This is a genomic window from Vibrio sp. 3-2(1), assembly GCF_963887575.1.
GTDB classification, from domain to species: domain Bacteria; phylum Pseudomonadota; class Gammaproteobacteria; order Enterobacterales; family Vibrionaceae; genus Vibrio; species Vibrio anguillarum.
The window spans coordinates 293,348-314,015 of record NZ_CAWPGB010000011.1; the positions used below are offsets into that span (position 1 = coordinate 293,348).

General features: G+C 44.5%; 15 protein-coding genes. 10 read left to right on the plus strand and 5 right to left on the minus strand.

All coding sequences use genetic code 11. The features are described 5' to 3' along the window. Positions 1 to 20: 20 nt before the first annotated feature. Positions 21 to 482, minus strand: a complete 462-nt coding sequence (gene rtxC, locus AACQ79_RS03930; protein ID WP_170898523.1) for an RTX toxin-activating lysine-acyltransferase RtxC — start codon at positions 480 to 482, stop codon at positions 21 to 23. Between the two features lie 15 nt (positions 483 to 497). Further along, on the minus strand, positions 498 to 833 hold the full coding sequence (gene rtxH / locus AACQ79_RS03935; RefSeq protein WP_105977520.1) for a protein RtxH: 336 nt from the start codon (positions 831 to 833) through the stop codon (positions 498 to 500). A 303-nt stretch (positions 834 to 1,136) separates the two neighbouring features. On the opposite strand from rtxH, the gene AACQ79_RS03940 reads away from it, so the two are divergent. The 3 genes from AACQ79_RS03940 to AACQ79_RS03950 are packed head-to-tail and all read left to right on the plus strand — an operon-like array spanning position 1,137 to position 6,731. Next, positions 1,137 to 3,245, plus strand: coding sequence for a type I secretion system permease/ATPase (locus AACQ79_RS03940; RefSeq protein WP_170898525.1), 2,109 nt, complete (start codon positions 1,137 to 1,139; stop codon positions 3,243 to 3,245). Continuing rightward, complete coding sequence (locus AACQ79_RS03945) at positions 3,242 to 4,594, plus strand: HlyD family type I secretion periplasmic adaptor subunit (RefSeq protein WP_088732566.1); 1,353 nt, start codon at positions 3,242 to 3,244, stop codon at positions 4,592 to 4,594. Before AACQ79_RS03940 ends, AACQ79_RS03945 begins: the two co-directional genes overlap by 4 nt. 1 nt (position 4,595) lies before the next feature. Further along, positions 4,596 to 6,731 (plus strand): type I secretion system permease/ATPase, encoded by a 2,136-nt coding sequence (locus tag AACQ79_RS03950; protein WP_170898527.1) that lies wholly within the window; start codon positions 4,596 to 4,598, stop codon positions 6,729 to 6,731. A gap of 46 nt (positions 6,732 to 6,777) precedes the next feature. Here the strand turns inward: AACQ79_RS03950 and AACQ79_RS03955 are convergent, their stop codons facing one another. Beyond that, entirely contained in the window at positions 6,778 to 8,736 is a 1,959-nt protein-coding gene (locus tag AACQ79_RS03955) for a methyl-accepting chemotaxis protein (RefSeq protein WP_170898529.1), read from the minus strand. Between the two features lie 216 nt (positions 8,737 to 8,952). Here AACQ79_RS03955 and AACQ79_RS03960 point away from each other — a divergent pair, with 216 nt between their 5' ends. From AACQ79_RS03960 to cdd, 6 genes are all read left to right on the plus strand, one after another. Beyond that, positions 8,953 to 9,636, plus strand: coding sequence for an NAD(P)H-binding protein (locus tag AACQ79_RS03960; protein ID WP_019282578.1), 684 nt, complete (start codon positions 8,953 to 8,955; stop codon positions 9,634 to 9,636). 220 nt (positions 9,637 to 9,856) lie between these two features. Next, positions 9,857 to 11,224 carry an L-cystine transporter gene (locus tag AACQ79_RS03965; protein ID WP_026028454.1) on the plus strand — a complete coding sequence of 456 codons (1,368 nt, stop codon included), beginning with the start codon at positions 9,857 to 9,859 and terminating at the stop codon, positions 11,222 to 11,224. 151 nt (positions 11,225 to 11,375) lie between these two features. Next, positions 11,376 to 12,800, plus strand: coding sequence for an exodeoxyribonuclease I (gene sbcB / locus AACQ79_RS03970; RefSeq protein WP_170898531.1), 1,425 nt, complete (start codon positions 11,376 to 11,378; stop codon positions 12,798 to 12,800). A 124-nt stretch (positions 12,801 to 12,924) separates the two neighbouring features. Continuing rightward, a complete protein-coding gene (locus tag AACQ79_RS03975; protein ID WP_033197434.1) occupies positions 12,925 to 13,257 on the plus strand; it encodes a CidA/LrgA family protein in 333 nt (110 codons plus the stop codon). Further along, positions 13,257 to 13,937 carry a CidB/LrgB family autolysis modulator gene (locus AACQ79_RS03980; RefSeq protein WP_010319624.1) on the plus strand — a complete coding sequence of 227 codons (681 nt, stop codon included), beginning with the start codon at positions 13,257 to 13,259 and terminating at the stop codon, positions 13,935 to 13,937. Before AACQ79_RS03975 ends, AACQ79_RS03980 begins: the two co-directional genes overlap by 1 nt. Before the next feature lie 208 nt (positions 13,938 to 14,145). After that, on the plus strand, positions 14,146 to 15,033 hold the full coding sequence (gene cdd, locus AACQ79_RS03985; protein ID WP_170898533.1) for a cytidine deaminase: 888 nt from the start codon (positions 14,146 to 14,148) through the stop codon (positions 15,031 to 15,033). Between the two features lie 58 nt (positions 15,034 to 15,091). On the opposite strand, the gene AACQ79_RS03990 is transcribed toward cdd, so the two are convergent. Next, positions 15,092 to 17,839, minus strand: coding sequence for a bifunctional diguanylate cyclase/phosphodiesterase (locus tag AACQ79_RS03990; RefSeq protein ID WP_249339178.1), 2,748 nt, complete (start codon positions 17,837 to 17,839; stop codon positions 15,092 to 15,094). A gap of 289 nt (positions 17,840 to 18,128) precedes the next feature. Between AACQ79_RS03990 and purT the strand changes: the two genes are divergently transcribed. Further along, a complete protein-coding gene (gene purT / locus AACQ79_RS03995; RefSeq protein WP_017047011.1) occupies positions 18,129 to 19,304 on the plus strand; it encodes a formate-dependent phosphoribosylglycinamide formyltransferase in 1,176 nt (391 codons plus the stop codon). Positions 19,305 to 19,368: 64 nt separating this feature from the next. Here the strand turns inward: purT and AACQ79_RS04000 are convergent, their stop codons facing one another. Beyond that, positions 19,369 to 20,667: a methyl-accepting chemotaxis protein gene (locus AACQ79_RS04000; protein ID WP_170898538.1), complete on the minus strand. Its 1,299-nt coding sequence runs from the start codon at positions 20,665 to 20,667 to the stop codon at positions 19,369 to 19,371. Position 20,668: the final 1 nt, after the last annotated feature.

Below are 20,668 nucleotides of genomic sequence, written 5' to 3' on the forward strand. Positions count from 1 at the left end.
ACTGTGGCTCTTATTATTATTTAAATAGAAAACCACTGTACCTTACGGATACAGCGGTCGTTTTGCGTGTCGATTTTGCCGCGGACAGTACACACTTTTTGCCCTTTCCACGGCAAAAAAACACGCTGTCGTAAGTCATTGACGATTTGACGTCCGTGACCAAAAGGAGCAAGCATTTCAGGAATGTAGATATGATCACCAGAGCGCCAGTCAGCGGCTTCGATTTCTCGTTCACCGGACAATAGCAACTCTCTCACTTGCTCAGACAAAAACGCCCAATTACAAAATGCAATTGGACGTCCTTGTTCATCTTCGTAATAGCAAAACTGATTTAACTCAAATGATGGCATAATCCGTTGCTGCCATTCACTGATAAGATACCGCTGATGCAGAGGAGAATATTGGCTGAGCAGAAGAATCCCACCCATCATTTTCTGCATCATTGCACGATCCAGTTTCGCCGCGCGATGTTGAATCAACATACGCTAAGCCACCTTTTATTTTTTCGTGCGTGTCACGCGTTTTTTAGCAGGCTCAATACCACTCTCGCTCTCTTGAGGTGCTTCACTCGGTGATGGTAGAAAACCTGCGGCAATTAATTTTTCTAACTCTTCGTTCATACGAGGATCTTCAAGCATATTCTTAACCATCGAAACCATATACATAAAACCAGAAGCAGGCATATGAATCACTTCTTTTAGCTCTAAGTCCGTATCACTTTCCGCCATAATACCGTTTGCCATGTTGGATTGATTCTGTCCAACAAAATAGAGAGAAAAAACACCTTTATTATAATTAACACTCGATACAGTTTGAACGAATTTCTCAGACATAAATAACTCACCTCATAATTTAAAAAGAAAATAAAAAAAGATTAAAGCCACTTATAAAAAAGTAGCGATAACCCAAAAATGATTTTTAATGTTATACAGCATTTCAATGGCATGCAACCATACAATAACGCTAAGTCATGAATAAATTAACAAAACCAAAATATTATCGAATACAAGCAACTGATAATTAAAACCTTTAAAAACCGCAATTAACTAATCAGACCAGATAATATTTGAGCATCTATTGATATTAATGATATGATCCGCCCCCTTTCTTTTTCTGGCCCTTGAAGAATCAAATATATGACTGATTTAAATGAAAAAAAAGCCATGCTACATTGCTTATCAGTCTACTTACCGCTGATCGGAATTCGTGAGATAAAATTAGACATCTCTAATGAAACACCATCCAATGCAATTGATTCAATAATAAAAGATTTAAAAGGAAGAAATTATTTAGTCACTGCTAATAAAGCGAAGTCTTTTACTGGAATTACTAAAATAAAGAAACCGATTATTTTATTTAACAAAAATAATCACCCATTTATTTTAGCTAAAGTTGAACAGAATAAATGTTTAATTCATCCATGTGATTCAGATACCCCAAAAGTAGTAGATACAAGCTATTTAAAACAGAATTGGAATGGAAAAACGCTAGATATCAAAAAAAAGCAATCCTCTTTTGATATTCGTTGGTTCTTACCTGAATTATCGCAACATAAACATTTAATCGCTGAGATTGTTTTATTCTCTTTCGTACTGCAAGTTATTGCACTTATTACACCGCTATTTTTCCAAGTCGTGATGGACAAAGTATTAGTGCATCAAGCCCACTCGACACTCGATGTTTTAGTGTTCGTCTTAGTTATTTCTGGAATAGCTGAGGTATTGCTACGCGGTTTACGCGAATATCAATATGCTCATACCGCTAACCGCATTGATATTAAGCTTGGCATTAAATTGGTTCACCATCTGTTTGGTTTGCCGCTGCTGTTTTTCAAATCAAGGCAAGTTGGGGCGATTGTGACTCGAGTAAGAGAGCTCGATACCATACGCGAGTTCATCACAGGTTCGATGTTTACCCTTACGATTGATCTCGTTTTTCTCGTGATCTTTTTCTATGTGATGAGCTTACTTTCTGGCGGGCTAACCTTATTGGTATTGGCCACACTGCCGTGTTATCTCTTTTTGGCTTGGTGGCTAACCCCAAGGCTGCAACAAGCGATTGAACAACAATTTACCCATATGGCGCACAACACTTCGTTTCTAACTGAAACCGTCGCGGGGAGTGATACCATTAAAAGCTTAGCGACTGAACCTCGCTTTATTCGACGTTGGGATACTCAAACCGAACAGATGATATCGAGCAACTATGTGGTTCAGCAGTGGAATAACCGCTCTAGCCACGCAGTGCAGTTCATACAAAAAATAGCGAGCGTCTTTCTACTATGGATTGGCGCATCCGAAGTGCTCGCGTTACAAATGACCATAGGTCAACTGATCGCTTTTAACATGCTAGCCAATCATGTTGCACAAACTCTTGCCCGGCTCGTCGAGCTGTGGGGACAATTTATACAAGCGCAAATTGCAGTCGATAAACTTTCCGACCTACTCAATTTGCCCACCGAGCAGCAGCAAGCTAGCCATCCCCTACAACTGCAAGGTGCGATCACTCTCAGTAAAGTGAGTTTCCGTTATCAACCCGATTTACCGCTGACCATCAATCAGCTTTCACTCAATATCCAAGCGGGTGAGAAAATTGGTGTGGTCGGTGGCTCGGGGTCGGGAAAAAGCACCTTGGCTCGGCTTTTACTCAAGCTGTACAGCCCTGAATCAGGCCAAATCATGTTCGATAACACTTCACTCAAACAGATCGGTGTTCATGAATTGCGTCGCCAGTTGGGGGTGGTATCACAAGAGAACTTTCTCTTTAGTAAAAGTGTTAGTGACAACATTGCCCATTCAAAGCCACAAGCCAACTTGGATGAGATTGTGCAAGCAGCAAAATTAGCGGGCGCTCATGAGTTTATTTTAAAACTGCCACTGGGTTACGACACCATTTTAGCTGAAGGGGGGCAGTCACTTTCAGGCGGGCAACGACAACGTTTAGCCATTGCCCGCACACTGCTTGCAGACCCTAAGATTTTGATTCTTGATGAAGCCACCAGCGCTTTAGATGATGAATCACAAGCCATCATTCAAACCAATATGGAGCAAATTGCCGCTGGGCGCACCGTTATTACCATCGCACACCGCCTCTCTACGGTAAGAGAGTGTGACCGAATTATCGTGCTGGAAAAAGGCGAGATTGCAGAGCAAGGCACGCATCTACAACTTCTCGCAGAGCAAGGCAAATATTTCCAGCTATGGCAACTGCAACAAGCATTAAAACAAGAGGATGAGCGAGCATGATCTCTCAGTTAAAGAAGCTTCGCTCTAAGCGCTCGAAAACGAACGGCTACTTTGAGTTTTTACCCGGCCATCTTGCTCTACAGCAGAGCCCGCCCTCTCCGTTTGCTCGCATCACCGCCATCACGCTAAGTGTAGGATTACTGCTCACCTTACTTTGGACCTATTGGGGGAAATTGGATATCCAAGCTACCGCAAACGGGCGGCTGTTAGTCCCTGGGCGCTCGCAAGTGATTCAGTCTTACGAACAAAGCCGAGTAGCACAAATCCATATAGCAGACGGCGAACGTGTCGAAAAAGGGATGCCCTTACTGACTCTGGACACGTTAGGCGTTAGCCAAGATATTGAACGTTTGCGTCATCAAATACGCTATCAAACCCATGAATTTCTCAAGTATCAAGCTTTGCGTGGTAAGGCTGATCTAGCTCAACATCCCCTGTATTTGGCATTGGCACCTTCGGCGCAACAAGAGGTCATTGACAGCTTTGATACTGAAAAGAACGAATTCACATCGGTGTTGGAAAACTTGCGTGCTGAAATGCAGGTCAATCTTGCTTCCCAGTCCTCACTTGAGGTCGATATCAGAGGCTTAAAACAGTTAGTGAGTAATATTACTCAGCGCCTTGATGCTCAAAAAAAGCTCAAGCAACAGCGTTTGATCGGTCAAGTGCAGTATCTGGAGCAGGAAAAAGAGTTATTAGAATCCGAACGAGCGTTAGCCCAGCAAACATCACAACAACATGTGCTGCAAAAACAATATCTCAACCTAGAAGAGCGTTTAAAAGCGCTGCGTGCGCAAAAGGCCAGAGAGTGGCAAGACAAAAGTCAGCAAGCACACCTACAACTCTCAGCGCTGCAACATGAACTGGACAAAGTGCGTGAACATGAAGGATTACAAGTGGTTCGCTCTCCTGTCACTGGCACTGTACAGCAATTGAGTGTTCACACCCTTGGGGCAGTCTTACAACCAGCACAAAATTTGATGATTATTGTGCCTGACGATTCGGTACAAGTCGCCGAAGTTAAAATTCTCAATAAAGACATTGGCTTTATTTATGCTGGCCAACCCGTGACGTTGAAAATTGATGCCTTTCCTTATACGCGTTACGGCACCTTATCGGCAACATTGGTCCACGTTTCTAGAGACTCGACAATGGATGAGCAACTTGGGTTAGTTTTTCCCGCTCAAGTGCAATTGTTAAACCATACAATTGAGGTCGATGGTACCTCTGTTGCCTTATTGCCCGGTATGTCTGTCGTGGCTGAGATTAAAACCGACCAACGTCGGATCATCGATTATCTACTCAGCCCAATCCGAGAATATCAAGCTGAAGCATTGCGAGAAAAATAGAGTGGATACCTTAACCAACACCGTCTCAACGGTTCATGATCAAGAAAGCCATGGCGCATTAGCGGCCCTCTCGTTTGCCAGCCTTTCGTTTGATAAGAAAGTCACGCCATCACAACTGATTCATACACTAGGCGTTGCCGAAAATGAGCTCAGTGCTCTCGACATTCAGCGAGCCGCTCAATCTATTGGTCTGAAAAGCCGAATGATCACCGTCAGAGGAAGCGAGCCAATCCCGCTACCTGCATTGGTCAAAATCCGTCAGCAGTGGCATGTCATTCATGCGCTAAACGAGTATGGTTGGACCTTGTACGATCCCATTAAACAGCGCTATTTCGAGTTTCCGTTGGCGCAAGGATCTTCAAGCTCTTGTTATGAGGTCTTATTGCTGATTGAGCAGAGTATAGAGCCAAGCGATGTCGCTTTTGGCCTCCGCTGGTTTATGCCTTCGGTACTTCGTCAGTCAAAACAGCTACGTGATGTGTTTCTGTATTCGATTGTGCTGCAACTGTTTGCCCTGTTTGGTCCCAAACTTTTTGAAACCGTTATTGATAAGGTTCTTGTGGGGCGAAGTTTGTCGAGTTTGCACGTTTTAGCGTTGGCTATGCTTGCGCTGGCTATTGCTGAACCTCTTTACAGTTATTTGCGCAATACGGTTTTTGGCCATCTTTCTAGTCAAGTCAATGCAGAACTATCAGGGCGATTGTATCGGCATTTGATTAATCTTCCATTAAGTTATTTCAAGCAGCGTCAAACGGGGCAAATCATCGCCCGCGTACGGGAAATGGGGCAAATACGTCAGTTTTTGACGGGCTCAACCTTAATGCTGCTCTTGGATCTCATTTTTATCACTCTCTTTATTGGTGTGATGTTTCATTATGCGCCAGCGCTCACCGGGCTGATTATCGGTTCATTAGTGATTTATTTTCTGCTGTGGTTAGGTATTGGACCTTGGGTTCGTCACAAGGTAACGACAGAGTATGACGCAGAAGCAGAGACAACCACCTTCCTGACTGAATCTATAACGGGTATAGAAACAATCAAGACAACCACAACGGAAGCTCGATTTTTAGAACGGTGGCAGCAAATACTCAGTCGACAAATTGAATGCGCGTTTTCAGCCCAAAAAGCCAGTTTAATTGCTGGGCAATTGATTGCCTTAGTGCAGAAAATAGCCGCTGCCATTTTACTTTGGTGGGGAGTCAACTTAGTGCTCAATGGGCAGCTCACCCCCGGTGAATTGGTTGCCTTCAATATGCTAGCAGGGCATGTTACTCAACCCGTTTTGCGACTTGCGCAAGTGTGGCAAGATTTCCAGCACACCTTAGTAGCCTTGCGTCGCGTTGGCGACATTCTTAACGAACCGGCTGAAAATAGTAAAGATGGCCTTGCTTCCATCCCTTCTGTTCAAGGAGGCATTGAGTTTAAAAATGTTCGCTTCCGTTATCATATCGATGCACCGGAAGTCTTAGCGAATCTCTCGTTGACCATCGCTCCGGGGCAATTTATTGGTATTACTGGGCCTTCCGGATCTGGAAAAAGTACATTAACGAAACTGCTACAGCGTCTTTATGTACCTTTGCATGGGCAAGTCTTAGTCGATGGTATGGATCTCGCCATTGCAGATCCGGTCTCGTTAAGGCGCAGCATGAGTGTGGTTCTGCAAGAAAGCATGCTATTTGCAGGCAGCGTTGCCGACAATATTCGTCTTTGTAAACCCGATGCAAGCGATGCCGAGCTGATAAACGTTGCAAAGCTTGCTGGTGCGTTAAGCTTTATTGAAGCGCTGCCACAAGGGTTTGAACAACAAGTAGGAGAAAGAGGTGCCAACTTATCTGGCGGGCAACGTCAACGCATTGCACTGGCTCGCGCATTGTTAGTTAACCCAAAAATCTTACTGCTTGATGAAGCGACTTCAGCGCTCGATTATCAGTCAGAGGCGGCCATCATGAGCAATATGGAAACCATTTGCCATGATCGAACGGTGATCAGTATTGCACATCGGTTATCGACGATTCGTCATGCCGATAACATCATTGTCATCGAAGATGGGCAAGTGGCCGAGCAAGGCACTCACGAAGCGTTGCTCGCACGTGCAGGACTTTACGCACGTTTATGGAAACAACAAGTCAGTGGTTAACTTTCTCTCCTTCAAATGGGTTAGGTATAAAAAATCTCCCCAGAAATTACTGGGTCTTAAACTTACTCACTAAATTATTCAGATCATCAGCTGAACTCGCGAGATTTTGTGAGTTCAGTAGAGCTCGGCTCGATACATCATCAACTTTCTGAGTATCTTCTTGTACTTGATGAATATTACGATTAATTTCTTCTGCGACTAGGTGCTGCTCTTCGGCAGCCGTTGCGATTTGAGTATTCATATCGTGAATCGACAATACTGACTGATAGATGCCAGTAAAGCTATCGTTGACCGACTCAGTCGTTGTCACGGTTTTCCGTGACGCATTTAAACTCACGGTCATCTGTTCTGCGACTTCTTTGGTCCTATTTTGCAAACGTACCACTAAGCCGTTGATTTCTTCGGTTGAATCTTGCGTACGTTTTGCGAGCGCACGAACCTCATCCGCAACAACAGCAAAACCTCTTCCCTGCTCCCCTGCACGAGCCGCTTCAATCGCAGCGTTTAAAGCTAACAGGTTGGTCTGTTCAGCAATTCCACGAATGGTATCTAAAATTGCAGTGATACCTTGGCTATCATTTTCTAACTCTTGAATCGTGGTTGAAGACGTTGAAATATAATCGGCTAACTGATTGACACTAGAGACGGCGGTGTGGATATTTTGCTGGCCTTGACTCACTAATTGCTGACTGTCATCAGCAGCCTGGGCTGCCGAGCCGCATAGCGTTGCTACTTCATTGGCAGTAGACACCATTTCATTAAACGCCGTTGATACCATCTCAACCGCTTGTTTCTGTCGTTGAGAAACGGCTGACAAGTCTTCCGATATTGTTGCCGCTCTTTGCGCCGATTCCCCCATCTGTTCTCCTGCATGGCCTATTTGCTGTACAAGTAATCGAATGGCTTTCAAAAATGCGTTGAAATACACAGCCAATTGACCCGTTTCATCGTTCGAACGAATGATCAATTCCTTGGTTAAATCACCTTCACCTTCAGCTATCTCTTGTAAGCCGTTTGAAACTAAACTAAGCGGCTTGGCGATCAACCCCGCTAAAAAAAGTGCGCCAATGATGAAAATCACTGTCAACACAAAAACAATCGCTAAAATGTATTTGATCAAGCTATTGCTTTCTGCCATAACTTCTTCGGTAGTAATCAGGCCAACGAACTTCCAACCTAACTTTTCGGAATTCATGACATTAGCCATATATTCCACACCGCCAATTTCGATATTGATAAAACCAGAGGATGTTTGACCTATCGTTTTGTATGCAGCAGCTAAGGAGTCAAGGGATTGAAAATTGTTCTCTGGGTACTTAGCATCCACCAAGACGTTACCGCTATCCTCAACCATCATAATGTATCCGGTTTCGCCTAATTTTATCTTCTTCACGATATCCGTCAGTGTTTTTAGCGAAACATCAATCGCAACCACCCCAGCATTTGGGGTACCAGCAGCATTAAAGGACAAAACATTGCTCACAATCGTGGCGTCATCAGGCTCCCAATAATAGGCTTGAGTGCGTTTTATCTCGCCTGGACTAGACATCGCCGTTTTGTACCACGGGCGAGCTCTAGGATCATAATTGTCTGACGCCTTACCCGTCGGCCATTGTATATATCCGCCCTCTTTGGTTCCCATGTAAACGTACGAATAACCTTTGTGCGCCTCACCCATAAGGTAAAGCGCTTCATAAATTCCACGCTCCACCATTCCATTGCTATCTGGGGTCATCGGTTCAGCTATTTTGTCGATATAACGGGTAATGGAACTGTCCACTTTTTGCAACGCGGGTGAGTTGGCTAACATTTTCACATTTTGTTCAATGCCAGAAAAATAGATGGCAATGGCATTATCAACCTGACTCATTTCTCCATGACTTTGTTCAAAAAAATCACTAACGGCTTGTGAACGTAAATTCGTCACCATTACCGTTGAAACAATAGCAACAGGGATAATGGTCGCCGAAATCAAGCTGAGCAACAGTTTAGATTTTATTTTCATTGTTATTACGCCTTATCTCTGTATTTGACAGCAGCTCATTTCTTTTAGTTACTTACACTAAAAATTTAGTTAATAGCGATAAAGATGCAATGTCACTAAAGCATTATTTCTAAAATAGGTGCTTATAAATGGTTGAATACGATGAAAGCGAAAGAATACACTGCCATAAGTAAGCAGCACTGCATACAATCACTGCAAGGTAAAAAGGAGAAAACGATGGATAAGCGACACAAAACTATGATTATTGCTGGCGCTTCCGGTCTCGTTGGGCAGCATGCTTTAGCCATTATGCTAGAAGAGCAAGCCGTCTCTCAAATCTATTCTTTAGTCAGAAAAAGCACCGAAATCCAACACCCAAAGTTGCAAGAAATCATTCATCCGCAGCTGCAAATCACGCACTGGGATGAAAGTTTTGTCCCTCCCCAGCTTGGTCTCATCGCACTAGGGACTACCCGTAAGCAAGCGGGTTCAAAGCAGGGGCTGGAGAAAGTAGACTATGAGTTGGTTTGTCAAGTTGCTCAAACAATGAAGACATTGGGTGTCAAGCGCATCGCCATCGTTTCGAGCTTAGGTGCCAAAGCTCGCTCTCGATCTCATTACTTACAATGCAAAGGGAGAATGGAAGAAACCATTCGCCGAATGGGTTTTGAACAAGTGACCTTCGTCAGGCCTGGGCCTCTAACTGGCATTCGGAAAAACAAGCGAACGGATGAAAAATGGGTACGAGTGATTCTGACTCTATTGCACCCTCTGCTACTAGGGCGCTTACGCAATTTTATCCCCATTTCCGCGCAAGATGTTGCAAGCGCTATGCTCTATTGCCTCTTTCAGATACAACCACACGCCATAGATATTTTGCACTCTAGCGACATGCTTGCCTTGCTCAAGAAGTATCAATGACTTGCTTAAATAACTCACCGATCGGTTCATTTACCAGCACAATAGAAAGATTGATAACCATTTGTTCTAAATCATGCTGATTTTGTCTTTGGATTAACCTACGTTAAAAGATATGGTTGCGTTTCATCGCTTTTATTCCCCTTTTACCTAGCATTATCGACTACATCGCTCATCGGCGATCAACGTAATCATGGGTACACAACTTTTAAGGTGTCGCATCATGTCAGTTGCAGCCATTGCCGCACTCGCAGTATTTATTGGCATTCTGTTTTTTCTCTTCGGACAGCAGAAAAAGTCTCACACTCTTTCACGCTTAGTGCTACTTGGGTTAATCCTAGGCAGCGCATTTGGCCTTGCTCTACAAGTAGTTCTTGGTGAAGGACATGTGGCTATCAAGGAAACATTAGGCTGGGTCAACGTCGTCGGTAACGGCTATGTTGGTTTGCTAAAAATGGTGATTATGCCTTTGGTGCTGGTGTCGATGATCGCTGCGGTTGTGAAGCTCGATAAAGGTGGCTCGCTCGGTAAAATCTCTGGCCTGACCATTTCTATCTTACTGCTGACGACCGCAGTCTCGGCATTGATCGGTATTTTTGTCACCCAAGCTTTTGGTTTAACAGCTGACGGCCTCGTTGAAGGCAGCCGTGAAACGGCGCGTATTGCTGTACTAGAAAGCCGCGCCGCTACTGTGAGTGATTTAACTATTCCTCAAATGTTATTAAGCTTTATTCCGACCAATCCTTTTGCCGACTTAACCGGTGCTCGCTCAACCTCGATCATCGCTGTGGTTATTTTTGGCGTACTAACGGGTATTGCGGCGCGTAAAGTAATGTCAGAGAAAGCCGAGCTAGAAACGCCAATCCGCACCTTTGTCGAAGCGATACAGTCGATTGTGATGCGCCTCGTGAAAATGGTGATGGCACTAACCCCTTACGGTATTGCGGCGTTGATGGCGAAAGTTGTCGCTACATCAAGTGCGGGCGATATTCTGAGTTTGCTCGGTTTTATTGTCGCCTCTTATGTCGCCATTGCATTGATGTTTGTGGTGCACGGTATCTTGGTTTCTTTTGTAGGCGTTAGCCCTAAAGAGTATTTTCAGAAAATTTGGCCAGTGTTGACCTTCGCGTTTACCTCACGTAGCTCAGCGGCAACCATTCCTCTGAATGTAGAAGCGCAAATCACTAAGCTGAACGTACCACCAGCAATTGCCAACCTATCGGCTTCATTCGGTGCCACTATTGGTCAAAACGGCTGCGCTGGTATTTACCCAGCCATGCTCGCTGTGATGGTTGCTCCTACCGTCGGTATTAATCCAATGGACGTGCACTTTATTTTGTCGCTAGTGGCTATTATCGCAATCAGCTCATTTGGTATTGCCGGCGTCGGTGGCGGTGCCACTTTTGCAGCCTTAATCGTGCTACCAGCGATGGGCCTACCAGTGACGATTGCAGCACTGCTTATCTCCATTGAACCGTTGATTGATATGGCCCGCACCGCGTTGAACGTTTCAGGCTCAATGACGGCAGGTACCATTACCAGCCGCTTACTGAACGGTAAACAGGTACAAGTTCAAGAACAGCAAGCCTAGAAAGTATCGAACGTTCTCGTTTTTCTCCAAGCCGGTGCCAATGCGCCGGCTTTTTCATTTCAAATCCTCATCAGAGCATGCTTCGCACATTGCTATGTCACACAGGCAATGGTCTAATAAACCTTAAATTTCAGCGACTGGATACTATCGAATGCGACAAGAGCACCCGCCTACTTTCTTTTTCCTCGACTATGAGACGTGGGGAGTCAACCCTGCGAAAGATCGTCCAAGCCAATTTGCGGGCGTTCGCACCGATATGGATTTTAATATTATTGGCGAACCACTGGTCATCTATTGCCAACCACCAGCGGACTATTTGCCTTCTCCAGAAGCGGCGCTTATTACGGGTATCACTCCACAAAAAGCGGTGGCCCAAGGCTTGCCAGAGCCTGAATTTATCGCCAAAATCCATCAACAACTCGCCACACCCAACACCACCAGTCTTGGTTACAACAGTATTCGTTTTGATGATGAAGTAACGCGTTACACTTGCTATCGTAATTTCATTGATCCGTATGCTTGGGGCTGGCAAAACGGCAATTCACGCTGGGATTTACTTGATGTGATGCGCGCCTGCCATGCGCTACGCCCAGAAGGCATCAACTGGCCCGAAAATGACGAAGGCTTTACCAGTTTTAAGCTGGAGCATCTCTCAGTTGCCAATGGCATCGAACACGCGAATGCCCACGATGCTATGGCCGATGTTATCGCCACCATTGAGCTAGCCAAAAAAGTAAAAGCCGCCCAACCCAAGTTGTTTGATTACTTTTTTAACATGCGCCATAAACGCAAACTCAATGATCTGATTGATATCGTCAACATGACACCTTTAATGCACGTATCGGGTATGTTAGGCCGAGAATGCCAATATACCAGTTGGATCGTGCCGATTGCTTGGCATCCCACCAATCAAAATGCGGTTATTGTGGTGGACCTTGCCAAAAACCCTCAACCCCTGATCGATTTAAGCAGCGAAGAACTGCATCAACGTCTATATACCAAACGCGAAGAGTTGGCAGAAGATGAATTGCCAGTGCCCATCAAATTAGTGCATCTCAATAAATGCCCTATCCTTGCGCCGGCCAAAACATTAACGGCCGAAAATGCAGACCATATCGGGGTCGATAGAAACCTGTGCCTTGAACACTTAGCGCTCATCAAGCAGTACCCAGAGATCAGAGAAAAGCTGATTGGCCTCTACACAATTGAGCGAGAATATAAACACAGTGACGATGTCGATACTCAACTCTACGACGGTTTCTTCTCTCCAGCCGACAAAGCGGCGATGGAGATCATTCGCCAAGCTGACCCAGTCAATCTCGCCGCATTAGACATTAGTTTTAGCGATAAGCGCATCGAACCCTTGCTGTTTCGCTACCGCGCTCGCCATTACCCATTGACATTAAGTGACGAAGAGCAAAGACGTTGGGCAACTCACTGTCGTGATTATTTCGAAAGCCACCTTGAAGAGTACATGCTCAATTTAGAGAACTTAGTTCACACCCACAGCAGTGACGAAAAGAAAATGGCTATTTTAAAATCCGTTTACCGTTATGTGGAAGACATCGCGAGTTAATGTACGAGGTTTTCGCGCTGTCAGGTTTCAAACCAACACGCTGCGATTCCATTTCCGAAAATAGTTTAGGCACAACAAGGCACCGACTTTTATTGTGAATACCATTGCAAAATATTTGGTCTCTATGGGGCTGATTTTCCTTTGCCTGATGGCAGGTATCAATCTTCAACATTGGCTTGGCATCACCATTCCGGGCAGTATTATCGGAATGCTAATTCTGTTTAGTTTATTGGCAAGTGGGCTCGTGCCTGTCGAATGGGTAAAACCCAGTGCCAGTCTTTTTATCCGTTATATGGTCATTTTATTTGTCCCTATCAGTGTCGGATTAATCGAGCATTTTGATTTATTGATGAGTAACGCCATCCCGATTCTTGCCAGCGCGGTGGGCGGTACGCTGATCGTATTAGTTTGTCTGGGTTTAGGGTTGGATCGTTTTTTGAAAAAGGGGAATAAGTGATGTGGTTATTGCTCACGATTGCGGTCTTTTTCCTGACACGTTGGATCAGTAAAAAATGCAAAACGGCCATAATGAATCCGTTACTGCTCAGCCTTGTGATCATCATTCCTATCTTGCTATTTTTTAACATTCCTTATGCCAGTTACTATGCTGATAACCAATGGCTGAGCTTTCTGTTGCAACCGGCTGTGGTGGCGCTGGCTTATCCTCTCTATGAACAACTGCCTCAGATCCGCTCAAATTGGCGCATCATTGCCCTCGCCTGTGGGGTTGGCAGTGCTATGTCAATGCTCACAGCCAGCTTAATTGCTGTTTATCTTCAAACGGATATACATTTAATCGCCAGCCTACTGGGTAAATCAGTTACCACACCGATTGCGATGGAAGTTTCCAGTAACCTCGGTGGGGAGCCAGCCATTGCCGCCGTTTTAGTGGTCATTGTAGGGCTGTTTGGCGCGATTCTCGCCTACCCTATCTATAACCTTCTCAACATTACGCATCCCATTGCTAAAGGCTTAACCATGGGCACCGTATCTCATGCGCTGGGCACAGCAACCTGCGCTGAAAAAGATCCACGTGACGCAGCATTTAGTTCACTTGCATTAGTCGTGTGCGGCGTAATCACATCGATACTTGCTCCAAGTTTTTTTGCTTTTTCAATGTGGTTGTCCACGCTATAGAGTGCCAACAGAAATCAAAGATACGTCTACTCATGGATTTTGATTGTAGACGTGTCTCACTCTAAGGCTGACTGCAATCGATTTCATGTGTGACCTCACTCTAAATGTGAAAACCAAAATTACGTTACATTGCATTACGTGACTTAAATCTCAGTAAAATTTCATTCTTCGCCTAGAATATTCGTCAATACATAGATAAGGACTCATTATGAAAAGCCGTATTGAACAGGCGCTAGCTGATACGCCAAAACCCGTTGCAGAATTTTTGTCGCCCATTCTGCTGTGCGATGATTTTGACGCAACCCTATCACCAGAACAGTTCAACCAACTGCTTTCTCTTTCTGGCTTAGACGATGCGGAATTGCGCGTTGCACTGCTGCCTTTTGCGGCCGCCTATGCTTATGTACCGCTTTCAAACTTTTACGTGGGAGCCATCGTCAGAGGTTTATCGGGCCGTTTGTACTTTGGCGCGAATATGGAATTTTCCGGTGCGCAATTGGGCCAAACCGTACACGCCGAGCAATGTGCCATCAGCCATGCGTGGATGAAAGGTGAACAAGGCGTTGCTGACATTACCATCAACTTCAGCCCTTGTGGGCACTGCCGTCAGTTTATGAATGAGCTTACGACCGCAGACTCGCTTGCCATTCAGCTACCACAGCGTGATGAGAAGTCACTGCAAGAGTACCTACCTGAATCATTTGGTCCTGCCGATTTAGGTGTTGATTCTGGTCTAATGGCAGACGCTAACCACGGCAAAACAACTACCGAAGATGACCCACTCATTGGCTTAGCTCTTAATGGCCTAAACCGCAGTTACGCACCCTATACCAACAATCTCAGTGGTGTTGTCCTGCAAATTGAGAATGGTAAAACCTACGTCGGTGCGTATGCTGAAAATGCCGCATTCAACCCAAGCTTACCACCATTGCAAGTTGCTCTTGTTCAGTTAATGATGGATGGCCAACGCTTTGATAATATTGTCGCAGCCGCATTAGTTGAGATGTCTGATGGCAGTATTAGCCATTTAGCCGATACTCAAGCCACCTTGGAAGTAATTAACCCAGACATTCCTCTCTCCTATCTTGTGGTTTAGGCGCTCTAGTGAAAAATCCCCAACACATGGGGATTTTTGCCTTTTGATGGTGCAGGTTTTACCGCATATCCTTTCCGCCCAACAAATTATCAAACACCTCTTGTTTACTCATCGGCTTGTAAAAATAGAAGCCTTGGATCTCATCAATATTCCAGACTTTGAGTTTGCGCAGTTGCGAAGCAGTTTCAACCCCTTCAGCCACGGTAGTTAAGCCTAGCTCTTGCGACATATTGATAATACTGCGCACCAAGGTTTTGGCTTTGTCATTGGATTCCAATGTGGAAATATAAGACTGGTCTAACTTCACTATATCTAATGGAAAATCACACAATGTACTAAACGAGGAATACCCCGTACCAAAATCATCAAGCGCCAACTGTATACCGAGTTTTTTTATCGCATCCATGCGTTTGATCGTCTCTTCTTCAGCCCCCAACAACATACTTTCCGTCAATTCGAGCACTAATTGTCCCGGTTCAATTTGATATTTTTCAATCAATACTGATAAGTACCCGACCAATTTTTTACTGTAGAAATGCGGGCTAGAAAGATTGACGTGAATACTTAGCCGTTCACCCAACGAAAATTGCGACCGCGTTTGCAGTTCGTTAATAAATTGGCAGGCTTGGCCTAGTATCTGCTCTCCCAATTCAATGATCACTTTACGTTGCTCAGCCAAAGGGATAAATACGGCTGGCGAAACCATACCAAGTTGAGGGTGTTCCCAGCGAGCTAGAGCTTCAAAGCCAATGATTTCGGCACTGTCTGCACGAACAATCGGCTGATAGTAAGCAATAATATGACCATCTTTCACAGCTGAGATAAGATCTCGATTGATCGCTAACGACTTCTGGGCATGAACAAACAATTCTTGTGTCACTGAAACAACCAGGCTGGCTCCAGCTTTCTCTGTTTGTTGAATGGCATAAAAACCACTTTGAACCAAAGTTTCAAAAGAATCGATAGCCAATTGTGAATCAATCACAGCACCTTCCACACTCAAATCGAGTTCCAAGCCGCCAATGTCAGTCTTCCTCTTGTAACTATCGATAAGCTTAGTGCCTCTATGAATCAAAAAAGAGGTTGCCCCGTTACCCAACTCACACACCATAAATTCATATTCACTAATTCGTCCCATTATGGACCTGTTGAAACGGTTTCTAAGCGTAGCCGAAAAATGTTTAACGGCCATATCGTAAGCACTGTGTCCGTACACTTCTGAAATTTCTTTTAGTCTTTTAACCCGTAGGTAGAGCACGGAAAACCCACCACATTCGGTCGGATTGTCAATCAAAGGTTGGACTTGGCTCATCATCGTTGGACGATTAAGTAAACCTGACACTGGGTCACAATGGGTAAGGTCGTAAATAAGCTGCTCTTGCTGCTTTTGCTCGCTGATATCAGTAATCGATAGCATGATAGAACGATGCCCACGTTGTTCTATCAATGTAGCTTCGATAAGACACTCTAAACGCTGCTGACTCTTTGTAACAACATGTCCCTCAAATTCACGCATCCCTTGTTCTATATTTTGGTAGAGTAATTCACTGCTGCACACCACATCATTTTGTATAATACAAAACTCATCTAAAACCTTTCCAACCAACTCATCTCTAGAATAAGAAAGCATATCCAACAAGGCTTGGTTCACATCGACAATGAAGCGATCAACCACCAGCAACATTCCGAGATTTTGGCTTTGATAGAGTGCATCAAATTTCTGTAACGTCTCTTTAAGCCTATCTTCCGCCAAGGAGGATGAGGCAGCAAGTGAACGGACAAGTTCGGTAATTCGTTCAAACTCATCTTGTTTATCATTCGATTGTGAAGAGAATGCACTCTCTTCAATCAGCTGATTGATCCCACGCTCAAAATTCTCAAACCGTTTGGCTACCTTGCTGCGAAACAGAGCAAAAGTAGCCACGGCGACAAAGCCGGCCGCAATGATGATCGTCAAAATCAAATAATAAAAAGTTTCGTTCCCTTTTTGATAGTAAAGCCGCTGAGCACAGGTTTTTAGATAACCAATAGGTTGCCCTGTCATATCACTGAGTAAGGTGTAATGCGTGATATTATTTTGATCTCTTTCAATACCTTCTTGATTATGACTAACAGGTAAAATCACAGGAGCATCGGTAACTACAATGTCATTTTTAGCGGTTAGTAGGTTCTGATACTGAGAAGGGAAACGGCGGGTTAAGTGCTGTCCCCATAGCATCCACCCCACAACATCAGCCGTACCTTCACTGTTACGCACCGGAGTTAGGCTCACCACCCACACACTATTTTCCACACGGATGAGGCCAGAGCGGCTAGTTTTATCCTCATCAAGTGTGTGATGCATCTGAATTAAATGGTCGCTCACACCTTGTGAGCGTATCAACTGTTCCACTAACGAACAGTTTGTGCCTGGTTCAATATCCCGACATAAGTATTCAACCAATTGCGAGGATTCGGTGATGAAAGCCAAAACGTCTAAACCTAAAGTATCGAGGGAATCAGGATACAAGTTGCGCTCAGCAAATTGAGTGTCGCCATTCAACAGCAACTGATAAGTTTCATCCCAATAAGCCCAATCATAAGAACGCTTTTCTTGCTGTACTAAAAGATCTTGAATGACCGACTGAGCTTGATTGCTATCTCGATGAATCTCAATTGATTCAAGTTCATTCAAGCTATATAAAAAAAAGTGGCGAGTAATAAATAAGCTGCTAAGAATGATCCCAACCAACCCGACAGAAAACAACAGAGCAGTTTTCGTGTGTAGAGTAATAAAACGTAAACGTAAGAAAGTTTTCATAGCCATAGGTGTCTTTTTCTTAGTCAATCCCACATAAACTTTAGACTGAAATTACTTCATATTCTTAACGCAGTTTCTCGAATGCTGTTTACTGCACATTAATTGCTATTTCAGCCTTAATTTTTGTACAGGTATGAGTTCGTTTACTGCGTATTACACAAACCACTCTATCGACAGCACGAACAGAAAATCACTCGTCTCTCATCACAAAGGCAAACGTTTGCTTTTATTCTTAATTTTAGTATGATTTTGGCTGTTTTCGCTATTACCTATTGCTTGAATGTAAGGATTCACTATGTTTGGTACTGCTACACGTGAAAATGCCACCCGCGTTTTACTGCTTGGTTCCGGAGAATTGGGCAAAGAGGTGGCAATTGAATGCCAACGCCTTGGTTTAGAAGTGATTGCCTGTGATCGCTACGCCAACGCTCCAGCAATGCAGGTGGCGCATCGTAGCCACGTATTGGATATGCTAGATGGCGATGCGCTACAAGCCATTATCGAACTCGAAAAACCAGACTACGTGGTGCCAGAAATTGAAGCAATTGCCACTCACAAGCTGGTTGAACTGGAAGCGCAAGGCTTAAACGTGGTCCCCACTGCAACGGCCACTCAATTGACGATGAACCGTGAAGGCATCCGCCGTTTAGCCGCAGAAACTCTTGCCTTACCTACCTCTCCTTATCAGTTTGCTGATGACTATAATGATTTTGTACTGGCGATTGAACATGTCGGTATGCCTTGCGTAGTTAAGCCTGTGATGAGTTCATCAGGTAAAGGCCAAAGTGTGATTAAGACGCAAGAGGATATTAGCCGCGCTTGGGCATACGCTCAAGAAGGTGGCCGCAGTGGAGCAGGGAGAGTGATCGTCGAAGGCTTTATCGATTTCGATTACGAAATTACTCTCTTGACGATTCGAGCAGTGGATGGTGTCCATTTCTGCGCTCCCATTGGCCATCGGCAAGAGGAAGGGGATTATCGCGAATCATGGCAACCACAAGTGATGTCGGCTAACGCAATTAAAGCTGCTGAATATGTAGCAGAACAAGTGGTTAATGCACTCGGTGGTTACGGCTTATTTGGTGTTGAACTGTTTGTAAAAGGCGATAATGTTATCTTCAATGAAGTGTCCCCTCGCCCACATGATACGGGAATGGTCACCCTCATTTCGCAAGAGCTGTCTGAATTTGCGTTACACGTGCGCGCGTTCACGGGTATGCCAATCAACAGTATTACCCAATATGGGCCATCGGCATCTGCGGTTATTTTAGGTCAAGGCACCTCCACTAACCTTAGATTTGATGGAATAAATGAAGCACTGTCTATCCCACACACTCAACTTCGTCTGTTTGGTAAACCAGACATTGATGGACGCCGTCGGCTTGGGGTTGCTCTGGCGAAAGATAAAGAACTCAAACAGGCTTTGCACAACGCAATTCAATGTGCCAAAAGCGTGCAAGTGATTCTGTAAAAACGCAAAGCGAGCCACTAGGCTCGCTTTCATTTTCTTCACCAACAATACTCGCTGCAGAGCTTTACTCTTTAATCAGTTCACTGACTGTGCCAACCACACTGTCCGCGGCTTTTCTCATTTCATCAATCAGCTTTTGCGTCTCTTCCAGTTTGCTATTACATGCCGTGACTTGGCCTTGAATTGCCCCCATCATCGATGTCGAGCTGTTGGTCAGTTCGCTATTGAGCTTAACAATATTACCAATTTCATCGGTCGCTTTGGTGGTATTGGAGGCTAATGAGCGCACCTCATCAGCAACCACAGCAAAACCCCGGCCATACTCCCCAGCACGCGCAGCCTCGATAGCGGCATTGAGCGCCAGCAAATTAGTCTGTTCTGCTATGCCTGTAATGGTGGTTACAATTTTGGTGATTTGCTGCGACTGGTTGGCCAGTTGCGTCATCGATGTATTCGCCTTAGTGATCGCGTTATCAATCTCTTTAGCAATGGAGGCGGCTTCGGCTAGCGTTCCCGTCCCGAGTTGAGCAATATGTACCGTTTCTTGTGAGGTGTGATACGCCACTTCTGCTGCATCTTTAATCGCCCGAGCTTGCAGTACTCGTTGCGTGACATCAGTTGCAAACTTAGTCACACCAATCACTTTATGCTTTTCGTTAAAGATGGGGTTATAAGTCGCTTCTAACCAAATTTCATCACCATGTTTTGTAAAACGTTTAAATAATCCCGTTTTAAAATGGCCGCTAGCAAGCGACGCCCAAAAATTCGGGTTCTTTCTATAAAACTCATCGTCACAGAATAGGCGATGTGGTTTACCAACGATTTCTTGTAATTTGTACCCAACACAGGACAGAAAGTTTGGATTCGCCTCCACAACCGTCCCATCAGGAGTGAAAGAAATCACAGCCATTGACTTATCGACAGCTTCAAATACGGCCACTTGCCTATCCAATTTCTCTTTTGCAGCAGTGACATCACTGGCAATCTTCACCACCTTAACCACTTTTCCTTGCTCATCTTTTACTGGGATGTACGTAGCTTCAATCCAGACTTTATTATGGCTTTTAGTTAAACGGCAAAACGTACCCGCATGAGGTTTACCTTGCGCTAAATTTTGCCAAAGTTGACTATATTGAGGCGCATTAACAAATTCACTTTCACAGAACATTCGATGATGCTGGCCCACCACTTCCGATAATGAATAACCCAACACTTGTAAGAATGAGGAGCTGGCAGTCAGAATATGTCCTTGTGGATCAAACTCAATATAAGCCATCGTGCGTTTTATTGAATCAACCACCAGTTCATCACTGCTCTTTTTAGACTGTTGATTGCTGTTTGGCTTCCGACTAAACAAACCCATA